The 22,077-nt window shown below is 66.7% G+C and carries 18 protein-coding genes and 1 pseudogene; 8 read left to right on the plus strand and 11 right to left on the minus strand.

Going from position 1 to position 22,077, the window contains the following annotated elements; all coding sequences use genetic code 11:
* Window positions 1-13: 13 nt before the first annotated feature.
* Window positions 14-457 carry an IS3 family transposase gene (locus tag KLK06_RS62960; protein WP_214634112.1) on the minus strand — a complete coding sequence of 148 codons (444 nt, stop codon included), beginning with the start codon at window positions 455-457 and terminating at the stop codon, window positions 14-16.
* Window positions 458-774: 317 nt separating this feature from the next.
* Between KLK06_RS62960 and KLK06_RS05015 the strand changes: the two genes are divergently transcribed.
* On the plus strand, window positions 775-4,041 hold the full coding sequence (locus KLK06_RS05015; protein WP_214634113.1) for a BTAD domain-containing putative transcriptional regulator: 3,267 nt from the start codon (window positions 775-777) through the stop codon (window positions 4,039-4,041).
* A gap of 1,041 nt (window positions 4,042-5,082) precedes the next feature.
* Here KLK06_RS05015 and KLK06_RS05020 read toward each other — a convergent pair.
* Both KLK06_RS05020 and KLK06_RS05025 read right to left on the minus strand, forming a co-directional pair.
* A pseudogene (locus KLK06_RS05020) lies at window positions 5,083-5,886 on the minus strand (IS630 family transposase); the annotation flags it as partial.
* A 14-nt stretch (window positions 5,887-5,900) separates the two neighbouring features.
* Entirely contained in the window at window positions 5,901-6,899 is a 999-nt protein-coding gene (locus KLK06_RS05025; protein ID WP_214634114.1) for an aldo/keto reductase, read from the minus strand.
* A gap of 126 nt (window positions 6,900-7,025) precedes the next feature.
* Here KLK06_RS05025 and KLK06_RS05030 point away from each other — a divergent pair, with 126 nt between their 5' ends.
* Both KLK06_RS05030 and KLK06_RS05035 read left to right on the plus strand, forming a co-directional pair.
* Entirely contained in the window at window positions 7,026-7,886 is an 861-nt protein-coding gene (locus tag KLK06_RS05030) for a helix-turn-helix transcriptional regulator (protein ID WP_214634115.1), read from the plus strand.
* Window positions 7,887-8,062: 176 nt separating this feature from the next.
* A complete protein-coding gene (locus KLK06_RS05035) occupies window positions 8,063-8,932 on the plus strand; it encodes a TIGR03619 family F420-dependent LLM class oxidoreductase (RefSeq protein ID WP_214634116.1) in 870 nt (289 codons plus the stop codon).
* A 60-nt stretch (window positions 8,933-8,992) separates the two neighbouring features.
* Here KLK06_RS05035 and KLK06_RS05040 read toward each other — a convergent pair whose 3' ends face one another.
* Window positions 8,993-10,591: an MFS transporter gene (locus KLK06_RS05040; RefSeq protein WP_214634117.1), complete on the minus strand. Its 1,599-nt coding sequence runs from the start codon at window positions 10,589-10,591 to the stop codon at window positions 8,993-8,995.
* 51 nt (window positions 10,592-10,642) lie between these two features.
* On the opposite strand from KLK06_RS05040, the gene KLK06_RS05045 reads away from it, so the two are divergent.
* Window positions 10,643-11,017, plus strand: a complete 375-nt coding sequence (locus tag KLK06_RS05045; RefSeq protein ID WP_214634118.1) for a MerR family transcriptional regulator — start codon at window positions 10,643-10,645, stop codon at window positions 11,015-11,017.
* Between the two features lie 59 nt (window positions 11,018-11,076).
* Here KLK06_RS05045 and KLK06_RS05050 read toward each other — a convergent pair whose 3' ends face one another.
* Window positions 11,077-12,222, minus strand: coding sequence for a YncE family protein (locus KLK06_RS05050; RefSeq protein WP_214634119.1), 1,146 nt, complete (start codon window positions 12,220-12,222; stop codon window positions 11,077-11,079).
* A 171-nt stretch (window positions 12,223-12,393) separates the two neighbouring features.
* Between KLK06_RS05050 and KLK06_RS05055 the strand changes: the two genes are divergently transcribed.
* Entirely contained in the window at window positions 12,394-12,996 is a 603-nt protein-coding gene (locus tag KLK06_RS05055) for a TetR/AcrR family transcriptional regulator (protein ID WP_214634120.1), read from the plus strand.
* A gap of 76 nt (window positions 12,997-13,072) precedes the next feature.
* Complete coding sequence (locus KLK06_RS05060) at window positions 13,073-14,284, plus strand: cytochrome P450 (protein ID WP_214634121.1); 1,212 nt, start codon at window positions 13,073-13,075, stop codon at window positions 14,282-14,284.
* A gap of 940 nt (window positions 14,285-15,224) precedes the next feature.
* Here the strand turns inward: KLK06_RS05060 and KLK06_RS05065 are convergent.
* Both KLK06_RS05065 and KLK06_RS62205 read right to left on the minus strand, forming a co-directional pair.
* On the minus strand, window positions 15,225-15,650 hold the full coding sequence (locus KLK06_RS05065; RefSeq protein WP_214634122.1) for a hypothetical protein: 426 nt from the start codon (window positions 15,648-15,650) through the stop codon (window positions 15,225-15,227).
* 575 nt (window positions 15,651-16,225) lie between these two features.
* Window positions 16,226-16,612 carry a response regulator transcription factor gene (locus KLK06_RS62205; protein WP_308168104.1) on the minus strand — a complete coding sequence of 129 codons (387 nt, stop codon included), beginning with the start codon at window positions 16,610-16,612 and terminating at the stop codon, window positions 16,226-16,228.
* A 17-nt stretch (window positions 16,613-16,629) separates the two neighbouring features.
* Here KLK06_RS62205 and KLK06_RS05075 point away from each other — a divergent pair, with 17 nt between their 5' ends.
* Complete coding sequence (locus KLK06_RS05075; RefSeq protein WP_214634123.1) at window positions 16,630-17,286, plus strand: maleylpyruvate isomerase N-terminal domain-containing protein; 657 nt, start codon at window positions 16,630-16,632, stop codon at window positions 17,284-17,286.
* 63 nt (window positions 17,287-17,349) lie between these two features.
* Window positions 17,350-17,958, plus strand: a complete 609-nt coding sequence (locus tag KLK06_RS05080) for a TetR family transcriptional regulator (protein ID WP_214634124.1) — start codon at window positions 17,350-17,352, stop codon at window positions 17,956-17,958.
* A gap of 45 nt (window positions 17,959-18,003) precedes the next feature.
* On the opposite strand, the gene KLK06_RS05085 is transcribed toward KLK06_RS05080, so the two are convergent.
* The 4 genes from KLK06_RS05085 to KLK06_RS05100 form a co-directional block, all read right to left on the minus strand.
* A complete protein-coding gene (locus KLK06_RS05085; RefSeq protein WP_214634125.1) occupies window positions 18,004-19,224 on the minus strand; it encodes an NAD(P)/FAD-dependent oxidoreductase in 1,221 nt (406 codons plus the stop codon).
* 128 nt (window positions 19,225-19,352) lie between these two features.
* The gene (locus tag KLK06_RS05090; protein WP_214634126.1) at window positions 19,353-20,258 is read right to left on the minus strand and encodes an LLM class flavin-dependent oxidoreductase; all 906 of its coding nucleotides are present in this window, start codon (window positions 20,256-20,258) and stop codon (window positions 19,353-19,355) included.
* A gap of 130 nt (window positions 20,259-20,388) precedes the next feature.
* Window positions 20,389-21,285, minus strand: coding sequence for an FAD-dependent oxidoreductase (locus KLK06_RS05095; protein ID WP_250904928.1), 897 nt, complete (start codon window positions 21,283-21,285; stop codon window positions 20,389-20,391).
* A gap of 70 nt (window positions 21,286-21,355) precedes the next feature.
* Window positions 21,356-21,820: a MarR family winged helix-turn-helix transcriptional regulator gene (locus KLK06_RS05100; RefSeq protein WP_214634127.1), complete on the minus strand. Its 465-nt coding sequence runs from the start codon at window positions 21,818-21,820 to the stop codon at window positions 21,356-21,358.
* Window positions 21,821-22,077: the final 257 nt, after the last annotated feature.

Below are 22,077 nucleotides of genomic sequence, written 5' to 3' on the forward strand. Positions count from 1 at the left end.
GAGAACGTATCCGCTATCGAGGCGGCAGTGCAGTAGATCTTCCCTTCACCCGGCCGTCGCTCGACATGCAGCGGCGGCCCGTCCTGCCGGAGCTGGTGGAGCTGGGGGGGCCTGGGAGTTCGTCGAAGTCGAGCTGTCGGCAGCCCTTCCGCCTGCTCACCCCGGCGGCGCGCATCAATCGGGCCACTCGCTCGCGGCCCACCCGGACCCCGTCGAGCTCGCGCCGGTCGGCGTGGATGCGCGGCGCCCCGTAGATCTCGTCGGAGGCCTGGTGATGCCGTCGGATCTGCTCGGTCAACTCGGCGTCGCGGCGGGCTCGGGCTGCCGGGCTGCGTCGCTGCGGGGCCGGCTCATCCTTCTCCGCGCTGGTCAGGCCGTCTTGGCGGCGGCCGTCATCCAGGTCGGCCGCACCCAGACACGGATCGACTGCGCGGAGGGCTGGAACTCCCTTGGCCACTCCTTCTTCCGGGAACCAGGGTTCCCCAGAGATCAGGTGTCCACCAAACCGGGCCAACTCCACGTCAGGCCGCACCCGGCAACGGAAGAGAGACTTCAGCGAGGAAACGAATCGTCTTTCGCGAGCTGCTCCCGCTCGTCATGGTGGTGAGCATTCCGTGATGGCAAGATATCTGTCCTTAAAAAGGTCCTTCGTACGCTATCGCGAATTGGGAAGAACAGCGGGAGAATCTGTGCGTACGCAGAGTGAGGTCCCCATGAAGTCGCTGGAGCGCAGATGGCTGACTTTAGTTTTGTGGACCCTGTCACGGGAGTGTCATGCTTTTCACCGTCCTCGGCCCTGTGTCGCTGACAGTAGCCGATCAGACCTACGTGTTGCGCCGTGCCCAGGCACGCGGGCTGCTAGGTTTCCTACTCCTCCACGCCAATCGGGTTGTCTCGGCGGAATCCCTGATAGAAGCAATGTGGGGTGGCGCCGAACCGTCCACTGCCCGAAGCCAGATTCAGGCAGGGATATCTGCGATAAGAAAACAGTTACGCGATCATGGCGCAGAGGACATCTTGTCCAGCGAGCCCGCGGGTTACCGCCTGCGGCTTCAAGATGATCAGCTGGACCGCACCGTTTTTGAGCAGCGGCGTCTCCGCGCCCGTCAGATGATCGACAATCGGAAACCGGCCGACGCGGCCGCGGCGTTGCGAAGTGCGCTTGACATGTGGCGTGGGCCGACCCTGGGTGGCGCATCAGGCGCGTATGTCGAAGGATCGCGTGCGCGACTGCTGGACCAATTCCTCACCGCGTCGGAGGAGCTTGTCGAGCTGGAGTTGGAGTTGGGTCGACACAATGAGGTCATCGCCGAGTTCATGCCCTCGCTCGACGAGCATCCGTCAAGGGAACCACTGCGAGGTCAGCTCATGCTCGGCCTCTATCGCGCGGGACGCCAGGTTGACGCGCTCGAGCTGTACCGCTTCTACCGGACAGATCTCGCGGAACAACATGGATTGGATCCCAATCCGGCTCTGAGCTCGCTCCAACAAGCGATCTTGGTGAATGACCCCGCGCTCGACAAAGCACGGACGCTGACCGGCGAGAGCTCCGCTCATGCGGCCAATGGGATGCGAACCTGGACAGCGGTAGCGCAACTGCCCCCGTCGCCGCCGGACTTCATCGGCCGGACAGCCGAGCTGAAGCGACTCGACGATCTACTCCCTACCGCGATCACGTTGATCGCAGGGCCCGCCGGTGTGGGGAAAACCGCGCTCGCCGTGCATTGGGCGCGCCTCATCGCGGATAGGTTCCCCGACGGCCAGATCTATGCGAATCTCCGTGGATACGATCCTGGGTTGCCTGCAAGTCCGCTTGAGGTTCTTGCCTATGTTCTTCGCGTACTAGGGGTGGAGCCCGAACAGATACCAGCCGACGAGCGGCTGGCTGAGAGTATGTATCGGACCTTGTTGTCGAACAAGCGAGTTCTCGTGCTGCTGGATAATGCGAGATCGGCTGAACAGGTCCGTCCCTTACTTCTGGGTGGCTCCAACTGTCTCGTCGTTGTGACCAGCCGGGACCGGCTGTCCGGTCTGGTCGCCCGAGACGGCGCTCGTCGGCTCACCCTGGACGTACTGGATCCTAGCGAAGCCCACGAGCTACTGATTCGCCTACTGGGTGAGGACCTGACCCGTGCCGAGGAAGGGGCAATAGCGGCACTCGCCGCAACCTGCGGCTACCTGCCGCTGGCGGTGCGGATTGCCGCCGCCCAGCTGCTGGACAACCCCTACAGTGACATCACCGAATATACGGCAGAGCTGCGGCGGGGCAGTCGAATGGCCAGGCTTCGCATCGACGGCGACGAACAAACAGCCGTACGCGTAGCCTTCGACCAGTCCTATGCGACCCTGACTTCGGATGCGCAGAAGGTCTTTCGCCGAATGGGCCTTATACCCGGCGTCGACTTCACCGCGTTCTTGGCTGCCGCTATTGCCGATCTCAGCCCCGGCGAGGCGGAACGCCTGCTCGAGCGGCTCGCGCGTGCTCACCTCGTCGAGATGGCCGCACCGGGCAGATACGCGTTCCACGATCTCCTGCGCGACTACGCCCAGGCGCAAACCATCGAGCAGGAAAGTGAATCAGATGTCAAAGGCGCCACCAAACGCCTCTTTGACTATTATGTGGAGAATTCCAATGCAGCTGCTCGCATATTGTATCCGTCCCTGCTTCGGCTTCCAGCGAGCGCCTCGCCCGGAAAGATCGAGTTCGGCGATGCCACCGGAGCACTAGCCTGGCTGGATGCCGAACGCCCTAATCTCGTCGCTGTTGTTCTCGAGGCAGCCGATATCCCGGACGAGACGGCATGGCAGCTCACGGATGCCATGCGGGGGTACTTCCAGCTGCGAGGCGACGTAGTCGACTGGGTCACCAGCACTCGAGCGGCCCTGGACGCTGCAAGATCTCTCGGCGATCTGCGGGCACAAGCTGCCTGCCATCTTAGTCTCGGTATGGCCCAATTCTTTATGAGCAGATACTCGGAGTCTATCGAGTACAATACTCAGGCGGCCACGCTGAGCAAAGCAGCTGATTGGCCGAGTGGTCAGGCTGTCGCCCTTGGCAACCTCAGCATGGCTTACGTCAGCTGCGGAGAGCTCTTAAAGGCGTCGAATAGCTACCAACAGGCCCTGGTCGTGAATCGAGATATCAACTGGCGAGCAGGACAAGCTAACAACCTAGGCAATCTAGGCCTTCTCTATATTCACATGGGTGATCTGCGCCTAGCCTTCGATTGCGCCTGCCAGACCGTGGAGCTCTACCGCGCTAGCGGCGATCAACGATACCAGGCCATGGTCTTCGGTAATCTTGCGGAGATTTGTCTGCTCCAGGGGCGGTTGAGCGACGCGCTGGACCATCTCACGAAGGCCCTTGGGATCTGTCAAGGCATTGATGGGCTGGAGGCCGAGTCGATTCTCATGCAAAGCGTCCTCGCGCGGGTTCACCTTGATGCCGGTCGCTATGACCAGGCTTTGCGGACTGCGCGGTCCGCTACGGAATTGGCCTCCCATATCGGCGACCAGGCCGGTAAGTGGCTGGCCAGCGAGGCTGCCGCGCTCAATGCTCTCGCCAAGGTCGAGGTACGCCTCGGACACCTTCGGGAGGCCGTCGCCCACTCGACCGGCTCCCTCCAGCTGGCGAGGCAAAAGGACAACCCCTACGAGCAGATCGAGGCGTTGATTGAGCTTGCCGTCGCCTATATGGAGCTCGGTCGCCACGATGAGGCGCACGGTCACCTATACGAAGCCCTCTCTATCGCCCGGTCTCGCTACCGCCTTCTCGAAGGTGTAGCCCTCACCACGATGGCCGAAATCCGCTTTCGCACCGGGCAAACCGCTGATGCCATCGTCGCTGCCCAGGAGGCGCTCATGATCCACCATGAAACGGGCTATCGCCTTGGCCAGGCCCGAACCCTGATCATCCTTAGCAGGCTTGTTGATCGAAAAAGCGCTCGTCCGCTGCTCCACCAGGCGCTCGATATTTCCGCAGAAATCGGCGCCCCCGAGGAAGAACAGGTGCTGTCGCTCCTGAGCGAAGAAGAGGAGTGACTGTAAACAGATACGGCGATCGCGAGATGTACCAGGTGGACGTCGAGATCGCCCCTGGATCCGAGGGACTGCCCGCGCCTTCCTGCCGCTGCGGGCATAAAACGATCAGCTGAATCTGGCCATGCCGCCGAGTCGGTACAACTCGGTGCGGAGGACCAGGATCCTTACGCCTTCTGACGGCGGTTCGCCGCGTTGAGCACGTTCCGGCGAGTGCAACGAGTGCGCGGCGTATATGAGCGGCAGCGGCTGAATAGTCGATGTATTGCAGATGTGAAGCACGTGTCGGCAAGCTCATTGCATAGCGGTAAGGGCTTGGCAGGATTGCACTCTTGGTCGTAGCCGCTGAACCAACAGTTGCGATGTGCCAATCAACACATCGACGGCAAGGAGGATCTTAGGTGCGAGGAAGACGGCTCAAAAGCACGCTCTATACGGCAGCGACCGGTGGGTTGCTGGTCGCCAGCTTCGTGTTCGGAACCACCACGGCCGCTCACGCTGCGTCCTGTGGCTGGTTTTGGAATTTCAGTTCAGAAGGAATCACTGCGTACTGCAGCGATAAGCCCTCGGGAATATACTTCAGAGGACAAGTCACCTGCGCGGCCCCCGGGGGAGACTCGACCGTGACGAGGCTGGGCCCCCGCTATCCCGCATGGGTCGGCGGCTATCAGTCAATTGCGATCTGCCCGGGCGGGTATGACGCGATCAGCGGCGCGGTTCTCGTCCCCGTGTAGCGATCTTCGGTTGCGGGCTTCTACAGTCTGTGTCGAGTTTCGCGACGTCCGAGAAAGTCCCGCTTGGTGGGCATAGTCGACGTGCTGGATGATGGTCTTGAGCGCCGCTCGTAGTTTGGGTGGCGCTTGAGGCTGGAGGTACAAGATCTTTTTCGATATGCCAGTGGCTGCCCTGCTAACAGAAGTAGCGATGCACTGCATCGCTACTCCGACACCGGCCACCTGGTCTGCAGCCGTGCCTCCCTTTCTTCCCCCCACGGTCGTGCTGGTTGATGCGCCCGACGGAGGCGGACTGCGCCGTGAGCTAGTGTCATCCGCCTGAAATTCGTCGGCAATATTTAGCGAGGGATTCGAGGATTTCCTCGGCGGTCTTGGTCCATACGAAGGGCTTGGGATCGGCGTTCCACTGCTGCATCCAGGCGCGGATGTCACTCTCCAGCGCCTGAACGCTCTTGTGGACGCCGCGGCGGATGAGTTGGTCGGTCAGGTAGCCGGACCAGCTCGACCTGGTTGATCCATGAGGAGCCGGTCGGGGTGAAGTGCATGCGGAAGCGGGGATGGGCGGCCAGCCACGCCTTGATCGCCGGCGTCTTATGGGTGCCGTAGTTGTCGCAGATCAGGTGGATGTCCAACTCGGCCGGCACGGTCTTGTCGATCGTGAGGAGGAACGTCTTGAATTCGGCGGCGCGGTGCAGTTCGCCGATGACGCTCGCCGTCGGCGATGTTGAAGGCGGCGAACAGGCTGGTGATGCCGTTGCGGACGTAGTCGTGGGTGCGCAGCTCGGGCATGCCCGCCATCATCGGCAACACCGGCTGCGACCGGTCCAGTGCCTGGATCTGGGACTTCTCATCCACGCACAGCACCACCGCGCGTTCCGGCGGATCGTGATACAGCCCCACCACGTCGATGACCTTCTCCACGAACAGCGGATCCGTCGACAACTTCAACGTCTGCGTGCGGTGCGGCTTGAGGTCGAAAGCCCGCCAGATCCGGCTCATCGATCAGCCCGTCCAACCGCGGGCGCAGGAACCGATGACGCCATTGAGACACCGTGTCCGGGTACACCCGCAACTGCGCGGCGATCTGCTTGTTGTCCTTGCCGTCCGCGCATCGCCGGGAAGCCGGGCTCAGTTGCCCACGCCGAGGTTGGACATGAACGCGGACGGGTATCGGTCGCCGCGGGCCGCGCCCGGCGGCACTGCCTTGTCGATCTCGGCGAGGTCGTCCGCGGTGAAGTTCAGGTCCATCGCGGGCAGCGCCTCGGCCAGCCGCTCGCGGGTGCGAGCGCCGATCAGCGGCACGATGTCCTCGCCCTGTGCGGTCACCCAGGCGATGGCCAGTTGGGCGACGGTGCACACCTTCGCCTCGGCGATCGGGCGCAGGGACTCCACGAGGGCGAGGTTGTGTTCCACGTTCCCGCCGGAGAACCGCGGGCTGAAGCCGCGCATGTCGCCGGGGCCGGCGCTGTGGCCGGCGGTCCAGTGCCCGGAGATGAGGCCGCGGCCGAGGACACCATAGGCGGTCATACCGATGCCGAGCTCCCGCAGTGTGGGCAGAACGTCCGCCTCCACCGCGCGGGAGATCAGTGAGTACTCGATCTGCAGGTCGGCGATCGGGTGCACAGCGTGCGCCCGGCGGATCGTCGCCGCATCGACCTCAGACAGGCCGATGTGCCGCACGTATCCGGCGTCGATCATCTCCTTGATCGCGCCCACCGTCTCCTCGATCGGTACCGCCGGGTCCAGCCGGGCGGGACGGTAGATGTCGATGTGGTCGGTGCCCAGCCGGGTCAGCGAGTAGGCCAGGAAGTTCTTCACCGCCTCGGGACGGCTGTCCTGCCCGCCGAAATCGGGGCCCGGCCCCCGCAGCATGCCGAACTTGACGCTCAGCTTGTAGCTGTCGCGATCCCGGCCGCGCAGCGCCTCGGCGAGCAGCAACTCGTTGTGGCCCATGGCGTAGAAGTCGCCGGTGTCGATCAGCGTCACGCCGCTCTCCAGCGCGGCGTGCACGGTGGCGATGCTCTCCGCGCGGTCGGTCGCGCCGTAAGCGCCCGACATGGCCATCGCGCCCAGGCCCAGCGCGGAAACGGCCGGTCCGGTGTGGCCCAGGGTTCGCCTCTGCATCATGTTCTCCCTCGTTGTCGATGTCGTCCCCCAACCTTGGGCCCGGATGGGGACGTGCGGGAGCGGAGCGTTCATCATGGGAGAGCCGCTCCCTGGATCGGCTGGCGGGCCGCGAGGCAGGATGAAGCCATGCAACGTGACCAGCTCGCCGACTTTCTGCGCCGCCGCCGCGAGGCGATCCGTCCGGCTGAGGTGGGCATCGCCGACGGCCCTCGCCGCCGCACCGCTGGTCTGCGCCGGGAAGAGGTGGCGATGCTCGCCGGCATGTCGGTGGACTATGTCGTACGCCTCGAGCAGGGCCGCAGCAGTCAGCCCTCGACCCAACTGCTCGGCGCGCTGGCCCGGGCGTTGCGCCTGTCCGACGACGAGCGGGACCATCTGTTCCACCTGGCCGGCCATCGGCCCCCGCCCGCCGACGGGGTGGCCCGCCTGGCCCGCGCCGGCTTGATGCGCATGCTCGACCTGCTCGGCGACACCCCGGCCATGGTGCTGTCCGACCTGGGGGAGGTCCTCGCCCAGAACCGGGCGGCCGTCCTGTTGGCGGGCGACCACACCGGCTTCTCCGGCCACCGGCGCTACGTCGCATACCGCTGGTTCACCGACCCCGCCGCCCGCGCCGTCTGCCCGCCCGAGGAGCAGGAGCGTCAGGCCCGTCAGCTCGTGGCCGACCTGCGTGCGGCTGTCGGCCGCCGGTCCGGCGATCCCACGGTCGGCGGACTCGTCGACCGGTTGCAGGCCGCGAGCGCCGATTTCCGCCGGCTCTGGGCCGAGCACGAGGTGGCGGTCCGGCGCGCCGACCGCAAGACCATGCTGCACTCGCGGGTGGGCCGGCTGACAATGGACTGCGAGACCCTGGTCACTCCCGATCAGGGTCAGCAACTGCTGGTGCTCACTCCGGCGGACGCCGAGACGCGCGAGCGGCTGGAACTGCTGCGGGTGCTCGGCATCGAGGAGTTCCCCACGGGGGCAACGGGCACGCACGTACGGTGAAGCGGCCGATCAACGGCACCTGCTCGGTATCCGGCGGTCCGGTGGGCCACGTCGACCAACCACACTCCCCGCGTGTACGTCAGCAGTTGCCTTGACGCTGGTGGCAACGTTCTAACGTGGCCGCGACAAGTGGGTGTCGCATGCCGCTCGCGCATGGGCCAATTGGAGGAATGACGATGAAGTTCGGGATCAGCTATAACTCGGCCTACTACGGCGTTGACCCCGAAAGGATCACGGCCTATGCCCGGCATGCCGAGGACTGCGGCTTCGAGTCGCTGTACCTGCCGGAGCACATCGCGCTCTATCCCGGTGCCGCGGTCGGGCCCTTCGAGCTCCCGCCGTCACTGCCTTACGGCGATCCGCTCGATTGCCTGAGCTTCGTCGCCGCGGCCACGGAGCGGATCCTGCTCGGAACGGGGGTGCTGCTGCTGCCGTACCACCATCCGGTGGTTCTCGCCAAGCGCCTGGCGACCATCGATGTGCTGTCCAAGGGGCGGATGCGGCTGCTGACCGTGGGGCTCGGCTCCCTGCCGGGGGAGGCTCAGGCGGTGGGGGTCGACTTCAGCACCCGCGGCCGTCGTACGGATGAGGCGATCGACGTCATGCGACTGCTCTGGGAGGGTGGCGAGGAGGGTGTCAGCTTCGCCGGGGAGTTCTTCGCCTTCGACGACCTGTGCCAGTTCCCCAAGCCTTATGGGGTCACCTACCTGCCGATCCACGTCGGCGGATCGAGCCGGGCGGCCGCCCGCCGCGCCGGACGCCGCGGCGACGGCTACTTCCCCGGCGGCGCGCTCGATCTGAACGAGCGCGCCATCCAGTTGGACCTCGCCCGCTCGACCGCCGTCGAGGCCGGCCGTAGCCCGGAAGCGCTGGAGTACACGCGATGGGGGTCGATCGACATGCCCGTCGAACAGGTCGAGGCACTCGCCGCACAAGGCGTGACCCGCATCGTCGTGAACCCCAGCGCCCCCGAACTGGACCAGCAACGCGATGAGATGTCCGCGTTCGCCGAGCGGTTCGCCCTCCGCCTCGGCAGTCCGGCCTGAACCCGCTGAGTCTTCGCGGGGGGGTCGCGGCGCCGCCGATAAAGTGCCGATCCGCTTTGATCAGACGGAACGCCCGGGCGGTCCGAGGCAGGGGGCGTCACCGGCCCGCGTGACCTCGGCTTCGTCGGCGGGCTGATCGCGGCTTCCCTGCTCCAGATCGAGGCTTCCGTGCCGCCGACCGAGGTGCCGCCGACCGAGGTGCCGCCGACCGAGGTGCCGGTGGCCGAGAGCGCGGCCGGCGATCAGGACGCCGAGGAAGGTCACACCGGCGGCCAAGTAGTACGCCATGGTCAGGCCTTGGGTGAGTTCGCGCCGCAGCGCGTCGCCGTCCAGGCCGCCGATTCCGGCGTTGGCGATGGCCACCATCAGGGCGGTGCCGATCGCCAGCCCGGTCTGGTGGGTCACGGACGCCATCCCGGAGGCGACGCCCTGCTCGCTCGCCGCGACACCGTTGCCCGCCGCGATCCACATCGAGGTCCAGACGATGCCCATCCCCAGACCGGCCACCATGATGCCGGGCAGCACGGCGATGAAGGGGGAGTGGGGAGAGACGGCCAGGGCCAGCAGGATCATGCCGGCCGTACCGATCAGCAGGCCGGTGGTCAGTGCGACGCGCATGCCCGCCCGGGTGACCAGCCGCTCGGCCACCTTGGTGCCGACGATGTTGAGCAACGTCAGCGGCAGGTACGCCAGGCCCGCCCGCAGCGGGTCGTACCCGAGGATGTCCTGGAGGTAGACGGTGAGCAGGTAGTAGTGGGCGCCCAAGCCCGCCCCGAACACCGCCGTGATCGCCATGGCCGCGACCAGGCTGGGATTGGCGAACATGCGCAGAGGCACGAGCGGATCACGGCTACGGGATTCGATCACGGCGAACACCACCAGCAGCGCGACGCCGAGACCGAAGGCGGCGAGGATGGACGGGGAGGTCCAGCCCCACTCGGGGCCCTGCGCCAGGACGAAGACCAACAGCGTGATCCCGGCGGTCGCGGTCAGCGCACCAGGCAGATCGAAGCGACGTTCCCGTACGGCGGCGCCGTCGCGACCGAGCCGGACCCGGCCCGGCCCGGCGCCGGCTCGGGCCGGGTCGGCGGGAAGGAGCCAAACGGCCGCCAGGAGCGCCACGCAGGCCAGCAGGACGAAGATGTAGAAGGTCGACTCCCACCCGAACACGTCGGTCAGCACCCCGCCGAGCAGCGCGCCCGCGGCAAGACCGCCACCGCCCATGGCGGCCCAGACGGCGAGCGCGCGGTTGCGCTCGGGGCCTTCGGCGAAGGTGGTGCTGACCAGGGACAAAGTGGCGGGGAACAGCAGCGCCGCGGCCAGCCCCTGCACGGCGCGGACCGCGATCAGCGTTCCCGGGCTCCCGGCGAGCCCGCCGACCAGCGATGAGACGGCGTAGAGAACGAGGGCGATGATGAACACGCGCCGCCGCCCCAGCAGGTCCGCGGCCCGTCCGCCCAGCAACATGAAGCCGCCGAGCGTGACCGCGTACGCGCTGACCACCCATTGCAGGCTCTGACCGGAGAAGCTCAGCTCCCGCCCGATCTCGGGCAGCGCGACGTAGACGATGTTGTAGTCGATAGCGATGATGAACTGGGCGAACGCCAGCAGCGCCAGGGTCCACCCCAAGCGGCGGGGCGATGGGGAGACATCTGTCATGCCGATACGGTAGAAGTTCACATCAATGTCAGATTCAACCCGAGGCGGACAATGCGGATCGGTGTCCTGGCTCAGCGCACCGGCGTGAGCGAGCGCTCGCTGCGCTACTACGAGCAGCAGGGGCTGCTGAGCGCCGAGCGCACTCCCGGCGGCCATCGCGACTTTCCCGACAGCGCGGTCGACCGGGTCATCCGCATCCAGGAGCTCTTCGCCGCAGGCCTGCACAGCGAGAAGATCGCGCAGTTGCTGCCCTGCATGCGAGACGCGGACGGCCGCCCGTCCGAGATCGCCACTCCGCGGCTGGTCACCGACCTCGCCGCCGAACGGGACCGGATCAATCGTATGATCACCAACTTGATCCGCTCCCGGGACGTCCTGGACGAAGTGATCGACACCGCATCGGACCGGCGGCCCGCCCCTCACTGAAGCGCGTGGCGGAAAAACGCGGTGCGCCGCCGACCAGGGCTACGACTGATGGCGACAGGTCATCGGAACACGCCGGTGTGGCCGAGGGAGTAGCGTCCGGGCTGGGGGTAGAAGCACAGGCCGTGCGGCCCCTGGCCGACTTTGATCTTGTGGAGTAGTCTGCCGGTTTCGGTGGAGAAGACATAGACGACCCCGTGATACCTCCCGGAGAGCCAGAGCTGCTTGCCGTCCGCCGACACCCCGCCCATGTCGGGTGAGCCGCCGCCCGGGATCCGCCACCGATCGACCACCTCGCGGCGGGCGAACGAGACGACGGAGACCGTCCCCTCGCCCCTGTTGGAGACGTAGAGCAGTCGCGCGTTCCTGCTGACGTACAGGCCGTGCGCGCCCTTGCCGGTACGCAGGAAGCCCACTCGCCGGAAGGTGTCGGCGTCGATGATCCACACGCCGCCCGCCATCATGTCGGCCACGTAGAAGCGCCGGCCGTCGGGCGAGAGCTTGACGTCCTGCGGCATGTTCCCCGCCCCCACACTGATCGCCTTCTTCACGCGGTGGCGCCGCCAGTCGATCGCCACGAGCTGGCCGGAGAACTCGCAGCTGGCCAGGAAGACGGAGCCGTCGGCGGTGAAGTCGCCGTGGTTGACGCCCCTGCACGGCAGGTCGAGGGAGCGGATCAGGCGCATCGTGTGCGGGTCGCGGAAGTCGAGGCGGTTGTTGCGTTCGGCCATGACCAGCGCGTACGAGCCGTCGGGCGTGAAGTACAGGTTGTACGGATCGTCCACCGGCACCGGTTTGCCGGGGCGGCCCGTCACCGGGTTGATGGGGGTGAGCCGGTTGCCCTTGTTCTCGTTGACCCACAGCGTCTTCAGGTCCCAGGAGGGCACGACGTGCTGGGGCAGGGCGCCGACCCGGTAGCGGTGCACGACGCGGAAGGTCCGCGGGTCGATGACGTCCACCGTGTTCGACTCGCTGTTGGGGACGTACACACGAGGGGTCAGGTTCTTGACCCGCGGGCTGAGCATTCCTGGCCGGTCATGGGCGTACACGTTGGTTTTGCGGGTGAGTGGCTGCGCGTGCCTTCGCGGTGGCGACTTCAGCGGCGGCGCGGACTCGACGGTCGCCACCATGGGCGCGGGCGGCGGACCGCAGGAAACCACGGCGATGGCGGTCGCAACCAGCATGCTCGTCATCCGCGGCAGTCGCATGCGGCACAGCCTAGGAAGGGGTGCGGCAACGGTTGCTTCAACAAGGGTCAAGGTCACGTTCGCACAGGGCCAAGGGATGGCATCGCGGAATGCTTGACCTAGCGCTCGTTCAAGCATATATATCGAAAGGCAAACATATGTAGCCGTCCCGATATCTGATCGGAGCCCCAGGTGGCGCGTACCCAGGATCAGCGACGAGCCGAGACCCGGGCCCGGCTGATCGACGCGGCGGCGGACCTGTTCGCCCGCAAGGGGTTCCACGCGGTGTCCGCCGAGGCGGTGGCCGATGCGGCCGATCGCACCACCGGCGCGCTGTACAACCACTTCGGCGGCAAGGAAGGGCTGCTGCTCGCGCTGCTGGAGGTGTGGAAGGACCAGACCGCGGCCGAGTTGCTCGCCGGGTTCGAGGAGATCACCGAACTCGACGACCGGCTGGCCGCCCTGTTCGAAGCGCTGACCCGTACGGACGAGGATCGCGGTGCGTCATGGCTCCTGCTCGAACTGGAGCTGTGGCTGCACGGCGCGCGTGATCCCGTCATCGCCGAGCCGCTCGCGCGGCGCTACGCCGACATTCGGGCGCGGCTCGCCGGAGGGCTGTCCGACTGGGCCGAGACGGCGGGGGTGCCGCTTCGCCGATCACCGGAACGGACGGCGACAGCCGTGCTCGGGGTGCTGATCGGCTGCGCGGTGCAGCACCGGCTCGATCCCTCGGCGGTCGAGGAGCGGGCCGTCGTCGAAAGCCTGCGCGACCTGCTCGGCCTGCCCGACCCCTGAATCCCTCGGGTGGCCCGGACCACCCCGAGCCGCTCGGACTGCTCGACTCCTAGATCATCGCGCCGAAAGGGAGCCCATGCGGATCAACCTGCTCGAAGAGACGTGGGAACGCGAAGTCCCGCACGACCAGTTCGCCTACCTGCGCCAGAACGCGCCCGTCCACTGGCACGACGTCCCCGACGACACCGGCTTCTGGGCTGTCACGAAATATCATGATGTGAGGGCTATCAGCAGAGATGCGCATACCTGGTCGACCGAGATCGGGACCGCGTTCATCCGTACCCAGACGCCGGAGTTCATCGAGATCGCCAGCATGACGCTCCTGAACATGGACCCGCCCAAGCAGACCCGCTACCGCCGGCTGGTGAGCGCGGGTTTCACGCCCAGGACGATCGGCCGGCTGCGCGGGACCGTACAGCGGCGCGCGGAGAAGATCGCGAACGACGTGCGGGACCGGGACGGCGAGGTCGAGTTCGTCACCGACGTGGCCGAATACCTGCCGCTGCAGATGATCTGCGACCTCATCGGCGTCCCCGAGGAGGACCATCACCTGATCTTCGAGTGGTCGAACCGCATGGTCGGCTTCCAGGATCCCGACTTCCGCACCACGCCCGAGGATGGCGAGAACGCCGCGGCCGAGATCTTCGCCTACTGCGACGGCCTGGTCGACGACCGCCGCCGCAACCCGCGTGACGACATCCTCACCGCCCTCGTACAGGCGGAGGTCGACGGCGACCGGCTGACCAGGGACGAGATCGACTCCTTCTTCGTGATCCTCTGCGTCGCCGGGAACGAGACCACCCGCAACCTCATCGCCCACGCCATGAACGCCCTCATCACCCACCCGGACAGCTATCGCGACCTGGCCACCGGCCTCGACGACGAGGATCTGTGGCGCAGCGCCACCGAGGAGTTCCTGCGCTGGGGCTCCTCGATCCACAACTTCCGGCGTACGGCCACGCGCGACACCGAACTCCGCGGCCAGAAGATCGCCGAAGGGGAGAAGGTGGTCACGTTCTACATGTCCGCCAACCACGACGAGGACATCTTCGCCGACCCGTACACCTTCGACATCCGCCGCAACCCCAACGACCACATGACGTTCGGCGGCGGCGGCCCGCACTTCTGCCTGGGCGCCAACCTGGCGCGGCTGCAGATCACCTGCATGATCAGGGAGCTGCTGCGCCGCTTCCCCGAGGCGGAGCACGCGGGGCCGGTCAGGCGGATGCGGTCCGATTTCATCAACGGCATCAAGCACATGCCGGTGCGCTTCTCCATGCCGAGCTGACAGCCGACGGTCCTCTGACGCGCGCCGACCGTCCAAATAGGCCCGTCGTTAACGAAGCTGCGATTAGGTACACGCTGTCCGTGTAAGCCCAGGTCAGCGGTCCAGACACGGACGGGCTTGGGGCGGTCACGAGGCGGTCGTGCTGTCTGGGTTCCGGCTCGAACACGGTGGGATCCCAAGGCCGGGTTCGCCGAGGCGCGGGCCCCGGCTGCCTCAGCCGTGCCGACGCGCGAAGTGGGCGCGCGGCCCGTGACGGTGGCGGTGGCGGCCCTCCACGTCCACCTTCACGGTCACGGTGGACGTGGAGGTGCGCCGGCCTCTCTAGGGAGCAGGAGCAGGACCCCGTCCAGACCGAGTTCGATGCGGATAAGTTCGCCGAGCTCGGAGGGTGGCGTGTCAGCGTGCCCGACAAAGGGGTGCCGCTCCAGTTCGGGCCGCTCCGCTTTGAGTGGCAATGGGCGGAAGGCAGGAGTGATTTCGAAACTTTCCACCTTCCGCGTTAATCTCGCCCAGACCCCTTGGGCGCGGCTCTCGAAGTGACCACACAGGTGCACGTCGACCAGCCATTGACTGTGCCAGTCTCATTTCAGTTGGCTTCTCCGCCTCAGACCGCATTCCGGCTGATTAAGCCACACCATTGGACGGACAATAATTCTTGGACAATGAAGCCGGGGCAGACGCTCGCCACTATTAACGGCACGCACCAAGAGGCGGAAATCAAGTTCAATCAAGGGGTTTTCGCGACACTGATCATCGGGAGAGCGTTCGTTGTTGGCCCCCTCCCTTTCCCTGGATGTTTTTGGGCAGCGGTGGAAAAGATGAATCTTCGAGGCGCTCGACGCGGCCACCCACCGCGACTGTCCCGCTCCACGGACCGGAAGGGCCGGAGGTTGTCCGCAGCGAGCGGCGGGCCCGGGAGGGCCCGCCGCCGCGTGCCGGATCAGCGAATGAAGAATTCGTTGCTGCGTGCGGTGGATACGCTGCCGTCGCCCATGCGTAGCACGGCGACGAATTCGTACAGACCGTTGGCCTGGAAGTCGGCGGCGTCGATCGCGTAGGTCGACTGCTTGACGTAGCCGTTGTTGCCCGCCTGCGGGCCCACCGAACTCCAGCCGTCGCCTGGGACGCCGGCCTGCTCGTTGAGGACTCTGGCAGCGAAGGTGGTGGTGTTGCCAGAGGTGGAACAAGCGCTGATGATGAGCCTGTAGTTGAACTTGTTGTCGCCTGCCGAGTCGCTCGCGTCAGCCTGCAGCATCAGGTGGAACCGGGGACGGGGGTTCCCGCCGACCTCGTTGGGGGTGTCGTCCATCGTGCCGTTGGCGATGCTGGAGACATAGAGTCGTACGATCTTCATATCCGTGGCCATAGTCGGCCTCCTCGGGCTGGAGCGTCAAGCCTCGTTTCTCACCTGCCGGCAGGGCGCTCAGAATAACCATTGGTCGAGGCGACCGTCCTTGGTCAGAGGCCGCATGGCGATTCCATCAAAGAGCCGAACCAGTTAAATGAATCGGCAGATCATCGGGATCCGCCTGACTCTGGGACCTATCGCACCCGTGAGGCCGATGGGTTCCAGAGGCCGAGTTCGAACGCGTGCCTTACCGCCCGTAATTTGTAAGACTCGCTCTATGCATACACCCTTGGCAGCAGATATGCCAACTCCCGACCCAATCCCTATGTCCCAGGTGTCACCACCGCGTGCACCAAGCCCCTGCCAGACCGCGACGACAGCCATAACACCAGGTCAAGCCCGCAAGGCACAATTATTTGCCAAGGTGACCGAAATTCTCACGCCGTGTTTCGCGAGGAGAACGGATTCGACATGACAGCCTCCAGGAAATCCGGATCATATCGGGACGCCCACTGATCGCGAACGTAGCCTCCGCAGGATATTCAGGTACAAAATTGAATGGCTTGAGTTTCGTGACTCCGGCGCGAATCGAGTCAGCCGCCGGCACGGATGAGGCCGTGTCCGTAGGCGTACACGACGGCTTGAACGCGGTCGCGGAGGCCAAGTTTGGCGAGCATCCTGGGGACGTGGGTCTTGACGGTGGCTTCGCTGACGTACAGCCGGGCCGCGACCTCGGCATTGGACAGGCCTGGTGCGACCAGGTGCGGAACCTCGAGTTCGCGTGCGGTCAACGTGGCGAGCTGCGGAGTCGCGGGAAGTGGCGCGGGCATGCGGGCGAACTCCTCGATCACCCGCCGGGTGACGGCCAGGTCGAGCAGCCCCGCGCCGGAGGCGACGATGCGGATGGCGTCGACGAGGTCTTCGGGAGGCGCGTTCTTGAGCAGGTCCACCCCCGCCGCTCTTGTCCGCCTTCGCGGCACCGCACTACCTTGCCGATGTGGATCTTTTCGCACGCGCTTGGACGGCGTTGCGCACAGCGGTCGCCGAACTCCCGGACGAGGACTTCGCCCGGCCGTCCGGCTGTGCCGGCTGGCTCGTGCGGGACCTGGTGTGCCATCTGGTCATCGACGCTCAGGACGTCCTGATCACCCTTGTAACCCCCGCCGAAACGGAGCCGACCCGCGACGCGGTGACCTACTGGGACGTCGCCGCAACGCCGCCGACCGGCGACGACCCGCTCGACGCGCTGACCGTCCGGCTGGCCGCCGCGTACGAGGAGCCTCGGCTGCTCAGGTTCCACCTCGACGACGTCGGCTCCGCCGCCGGCCGCGCCGCCGAACTCGCCGACCCGGGCCTCCGGGTCGGCACCCGCGACGAGGTCCTCACCGCGGGCGACTACCTCTCCGCGTACGTCCTGGAGTGGACGCTGCACCACCTCGACCTGATCGCGCACCTCCCGGACGCGGCGGAACCGCCCGCCGAGGGGCTCGCCCGATCCCGCGAGATGCTGGAGAAGATCGCCGAGACCGCGTTCCCGGCGTCGTTCTCCGACAGGGACGCGCTGCTGGTCGGCACCGGACGGCGTGCCCCGACCGAGGCGGAGAAGGCCGAACTGGGCGAGCTGGCCGCGAAACTCCCGCTCATCCTCGGATGATAGGCAAATTTTCGAAGTTACTTCGAAAAACTAGTTACTATTGATTCAGTGTAGAGTGGCGACGTGACACGCGTAGGACTGCGGGAACGGAAGAAGGCCCAGACACGCAAGCGGCTGGCCGACACGGCCTTCGCGATGTTCCGCGAGCGCGGCTTCGACGCGGTGACCGTCGCGGAGATCGCCGACGCGTGCGACATCGCGGTCAGCACGCTGTTCACCTACTTCCCCAGCAAGGAATCGCTGGTCTTCGACCAGGAGGCCGCGCACGAACAGCGCCTTGGCTCCGTGGTGCGCGACCGCCCGGCAGGAGCGACGATCCTGGACGCGCTGGAGACCTATCTCGCCGCGCCCGAACCGCGCCAGTCCGGCGAACCCTCCCGCGAGGAGTTCCTGCACCTGGTCCACGCCACCCCCGCGCTGCGCGACCACTTCATGCGCATGCAACGCAACTGGGAGACCACTCTCGCCCAAGCCATCGCCGAGGAAGCCGGGCTGTCCGACGACGACCTCCAGGCTCGCGCGCTGGCCCGCTTCGCCCTGGACGTCGGCGCCCTGGCCGAGGAGAGCCCCGATCCCGCACGCACGCTGCGCATCCTGTTCGCCCGGCTGCGCAACGGCTGGGCCGATGTGGACCGCACCCCTACCGCCGGCCCTGACGCCAGCAGCCGATAGCAAGACCTGGTCCGTCCGGCTGGGCCGAGCCGGCGTGCCAGGAGATCAGCGCGCCAGTGTATGTGACGCCGTCTCACTGCTCATCCTGCCGACCAGCCCGGGCTGGGCTCGGCGCATGCGGTCGTTGAGGTCGCGCCGCACGCTGTCGACGTCACCGGTGAAGTTCTCCGACAGGTTGTCCATCAGCTCCGCGCAGGCTTGAGCGGCGGCCGCCGACCGGGGCAGCATGACCTCTTCGTAGGCGGCGGTGGCCCGGTCGAGGTCGGAATGGGTGGCGATGGCCGTGGCCAGGTCACTGCCGTCGATCAGGGCAAGGTTGGCGCCGATGCCGAAGGGCGGCATGAGGTGGGCCGCGTCGCCGAGCAGGGTGATGCCGGGGACGTGGTCCCAGGTGTGCCCAACGGGCAGCACGTACAGGGGCCGGTTGACGAACCCACTGTCGTTGTCGCGGAACAGGTCGAGGAACCGGGGGTCCCAGCCGGTGAACACGCCGCGCAGGTGATCGCACACCGCCGTGGTGTCGGCGAGGTCGAGGCCGGCGGTGACGTACCAGTCCGCAGGAGCGTCGAAGGCGGCGTACAGGCGGATGTGGGCGCCGCTGTTGCGCTGGGCCGAGATCATTTTCCCGTCGGCTCGCGCCGCCAGCGTGCCCGGGCCCACCCAGTGAGCGAGATCGGGGTGGCGAATGTCGACATCGTCGAGAAACGCCTCGACGATCGTGCCGCCCGTGTAACGGGGGATGGCGTCCGAGACGGCAGGGCGGACCCGGGACCAAGCGCCGTCGGCACCGATGACGAGGTCGAAGTCGGCGGTCGTGCCATCAGCGAAGCGCAGGCGAACGCCGCCCTCCAGCGGGTCGACCCCGTCCACCCCGTGCCCCCAGCGGACGGTGCCTGGGGTGAGGGAGTCCAGCAGCAGGCCGCGCAACTGACCCCGATCGATCTCCGGAGCGTAACCCTCGTCACCGCTGTCGGTGGGCTGCTCGTGGTGGACCAGCACGGCCGTGAACGGGTCCAGCCCCCGCAACTCCTGGCCCTGCGCACGAGCCAGGGCGGTGAACTGCTCGAACAGGCCAACCGCCCGCAGCGCGGCCTGACCGGTCGGCACGTGCAGGTCCAGCATGCCGCCCTGCCAACGGGCGTCGCGGGAGGGCTCCCGTTCGAACACGGCTGCCGGGATGCCGTGTGTCTGCAGGCCGCGGGCACAGGCAAGACCGCCGACGCCGGCGCCCACAATCGCGATGCGGAGGTCACGGGGAGAGGTCATGACAGGTTCCTTCTGTTGTCGCTGGATGCCGGGAGAGTCCGGCTCGCGACTCAGAAAATCATAGTTACTCCGGTTATGCAATCACTCTTATTTCACACTGGCTTCGATTTTTTTTGGAGGACGTGGCGCTACTTCGCGATCGCCTCGCGTACGGCCGGAGCGATCTCCTGGGCCCAGCGGGCCAGGATGGTGAGGTCCTGGGCGCCTTGGTCGGCGGAGAAGAGCGTGAAGCCCGACGCGCCGTGCTCCAGCACGGCGCCGGTCAGTTCCTCGACCCACTGGCCGACGGAGCCGCCGAGCCAGCGGCCGTCGTCGTCGCGGGTGGCGGGCAGCGGCTGGTCGGTGATGCGGCCGGGGAAGTTGAAGATCGTGCGGATCTCGCTCGGATCGCGGCCGACGGACGCTGCCGCCTCGTCGACGATGGGCCGCGAGGCCCGATAGCGCTCGCTGAGCCAGTCGGCCGCGTGGCCGGGGATCCAGCCGTCGGCCACCCGGCCGGTGGCGGCCAGGGATTTCGGGCCGACCGACCCGGTCCACACGGGCGGCGCGGCCACGGGAGCGGGCTCGATCCGGTTCACCTGGTAGTGGCGACCTTGGTAGGTGACCGGAGGGCCGCCACCCGACAGCAGCTTGACCAGGACGATCGCCTCCTCGAAGGCGTCCACGGCGTCGCCGGGCGTCAGCCGCGGAACCCCCATGTCGGCGATGCGATCCCACAGCCCGCCCGCGCCCATGCCGAGCACGATCCGGCCGCCCGACAGTGCCGACAACGAGGTCACCGTCCTGGCCAGCATGGGAGCGGGCCTGGTCGGCAGGTTGGTGACGTTGGCGAAACCGGCGATGTGCTGCGTACGCCCGAGGATGAAGCCGAGCGCGGCGTACGCGTCTAGACGCTGGCCGATGTAGGGATGGTCGGACAAGGTGAAGATGTCGAGCCCGTCCTGGTCGGCCTGCTCGGCCATGCGCAGCAGGTCGGATATGTCGTCAATGCTGGAATGCGCGCCAAAACCGAAGACGACGTTATGTGCGGACAATGTTCTGCCTTTCCGGGCGAAGGGAGGTGTCTACCAGGCGTACGCTTCCGGCGCGGGCTTGGCGCCGTCCGGCCTGGGCGGCGGCCGGGACAGTGGGAGGCCGCTGCGGCCGAGCTGGGTGTGGTCCAGGTCAGGCGGCACCGAACTGCTCGGTGAAGCGGCCGGTGAACAGGTCGGCCCCCTTGTACGCCGAGACGGTCTCAACCGGGACGACAGCCGGACCATCGGGAGTGGGCAACTGGCCGACACCCCCGCGCGGGCCGAGGGGCAGCAGGATCATGGGGTGGGGCAGCGGCTCGTACGTGGCCGTCGGCTGCTCGCCGCGCAGCTGGGCGATGATGTTCTGGGCCACTACCTCCGCGTGCTGCATCGCGTACCCCGCCATCTTGGTCTCGGCGACGTCGGTGATGTCGCCGATGGCGTAGACGTGGTCGTATCCGTGCACGTTGAGAGTCTCGGTGACGGGCACCTGCCCCTGCGGCGTACGAGTCGTCAGCCGATCGTCGGCGAGGTAGTCGCTGTTGACGCGCACGCCGTGCGCACGGAACCAGATGTCGGCGGTGATCTCCTCCCCTCCTGTCGTGGTGGCGGTGAACGTCGCCGCCTGGCCGGCGCCGAGGATCAGCACCCGCTCGGCACCCGCCAGTTCCTTGTGGGTCCGGCGCAGGTCGTCGAGGACCTTATCCGTGGCGTCAGAGGTGGGCTTGGCGGGGTAGGCGTAGCTGGAGCCGGTGGCCAGGACCAGGTAGTCGGCATCGACCCGCCGGCCTGAGGCCAGGGTGACGCCGCCGGGGTCCACCGAGACCGCGCGGTCGCGCACCACCGTGCCGCGCCTGAGCCACTGGCCGTAGGGGAAGAACATGTTGTGCGCCCAGTCGGGCTGGGTCAGCGCCCGCAGGGAGCCGGCCGAATTGATGAACGCGTCACGGGGGTCGATGAGGACGACGTCGGCCTCCGAATCCAGCGCCTTGGCGAGCGCGGAACCACCGTAACCTCCGCCGATGACCACGACTGTACGACTCATCATTCACGCTCCACTGCAAAAGGGATTGAGTTCGCATCACGAACAATATTAGTTCGTAGGGCGAACTGCAACTTCAGCGCAGGGAATCTGGTTCCACGAAGACGATGGGCACCTTGTTGTCCGTCACGACCCGGCCCAGCAGGACGGCGAGCGTGTCGCGCTCCGCCGGGGCGAACCCTGCGGTCAGTTCCTCGACGCGGCGGCAGGTCTCGGCGTAGAACTCGTCGGCGAGCTTGGCGCCCTGCCTGGTGAGCGCCACCCTTACCGCGCGGGAGTCCTGGGGATCGGGTTTGCGCTGGACCAGGCCGTTGCGCTCGGTGCGATCAACCAGGCCGGTCAGGCTCGACTTGGCCAGGCCGAGCACCGCGCCCAGCTCGCTCATGCCATACGGCTGCGGCATCAGGACGCACAGCATCTGGCCCTGCTGCTGGGTGAGCCCGTATTCGCGGGCGGACTCTGCGTACACGGCATTCACCAGGAACGTGGACCGCACCAGCGCCGCCACCGTCCCGATCTGGCCGTCAACATTTTTACTCACTGGGCCAGAGTAACAAATTCGTGGGACGAACTAACATCTCATGTGACCGAGAAACCGCGTCCCGCCCCCATACCAGCGCGTCCGGATCGTTCAACGCGGAGCCGACCGCGACCCCCGGCACCCGGCGTCGATCCCGCCGGTCGCGACGGAACGGACGACGGGGAACGGCGCGAACTGCGCGGCGATCCAGCCGGGGCCGAGCCGCTCGGCGGAAACGCCTCGAGCCAGGTGGAGCCATGCGGCCGAAAGACCACCAG

It is taken from the genome of Nonomuraea sp. NEAU-A123 (assembly GCF_018603905.1).
Taxonomy (GTDB): Bacteria; Actinomycetota; Actinomycetes; order Streptosporangiales; family Streptosporangiaceae; genus Nonomuraea.

Excerpts from the sequence above, each read along its gene's own strand:
- KLK06_RS05015 (WP_214634113.1), top strand. The coding sequence starts at position 775 with ATGCTTTTCACCGTCCTCGGCCCTGTGTCGCTGACAGTAGCCGATCAG.
- KLK06_RS05025 (WP_214634114.1), bottom strand. The coding sequence starts at position 6,899 with ATGATGCAGAGGCGAACCCTGGGCCACACCGGACCGGCCGTTTCCGCG.
- KLK06_RS05030 (WP_214634115.1), top strand. The coding sequence starts at position 7,026 with ATGCAACGTGACCAGCTCGCCGACTTTCTGCGCCGCCGCCGCGAGGCG.
- KLK06_RS05035 (WP_214634116.1), top strand. The coding sequence starts at position 8,063 with ATGAAGTTCGGGATCAGCTATAACTCGGCCTACTACGGCGTTGACCCC.
- KLK06_RS05040 (WP_214634117.1), bottom strand. The coding sequence starts at position 10,591 with ATGACAGATGTCTCCCCATCGCCCCGCCGCTTGGGGTGGACCCTGGCG.
- KLK06_RS05045 (WP_214634118.1), top strand. The coding sequence starts at position 10,643 with ATGCGGATCGGTGTCCTGGCTCAGCGCACCGGCGTGAGCGAGCGCTCG.
- KLK06_RS05050 (WP_214634119.1), bottom strand. The coding sequence starts at position 12,222 with ATGCGACTGCCGCGGATGACGAGCATGCTGGTTGCGACCGCCATCGCC.
- KLK06_RS05060 (WP_214634121.1), top strand. The coding sequence starts at position 13,073 with ATGCGGATCAACCTGCTCGAAGAGACGTGGGAACGCGAAGTCCCGCAC.
- KLK06_RS05065 (WP_214634122.1), bottom strand. The coding sequence starts at position 15,650 with ATGGCCACGGATATGAAGATCGTACGACTCTATGTCTCCAGCATCGCC.
- KLK06_RS05085 (WP_214634125.1), bottom strand. The coding sequence starts at position 19,224 with ATGACCTCTCCCCGTGACCTCCGCATCGCGATTGTGGGCGCCGGCGTC.
- KLK06_RS05095 (WP_250904928.1), bottom strand. The coding sequence starts at position 21,285 with ATGATGAGTCGTACAGTCGTGGTCATCGGCGGAGGTTACGGTGGTTCC.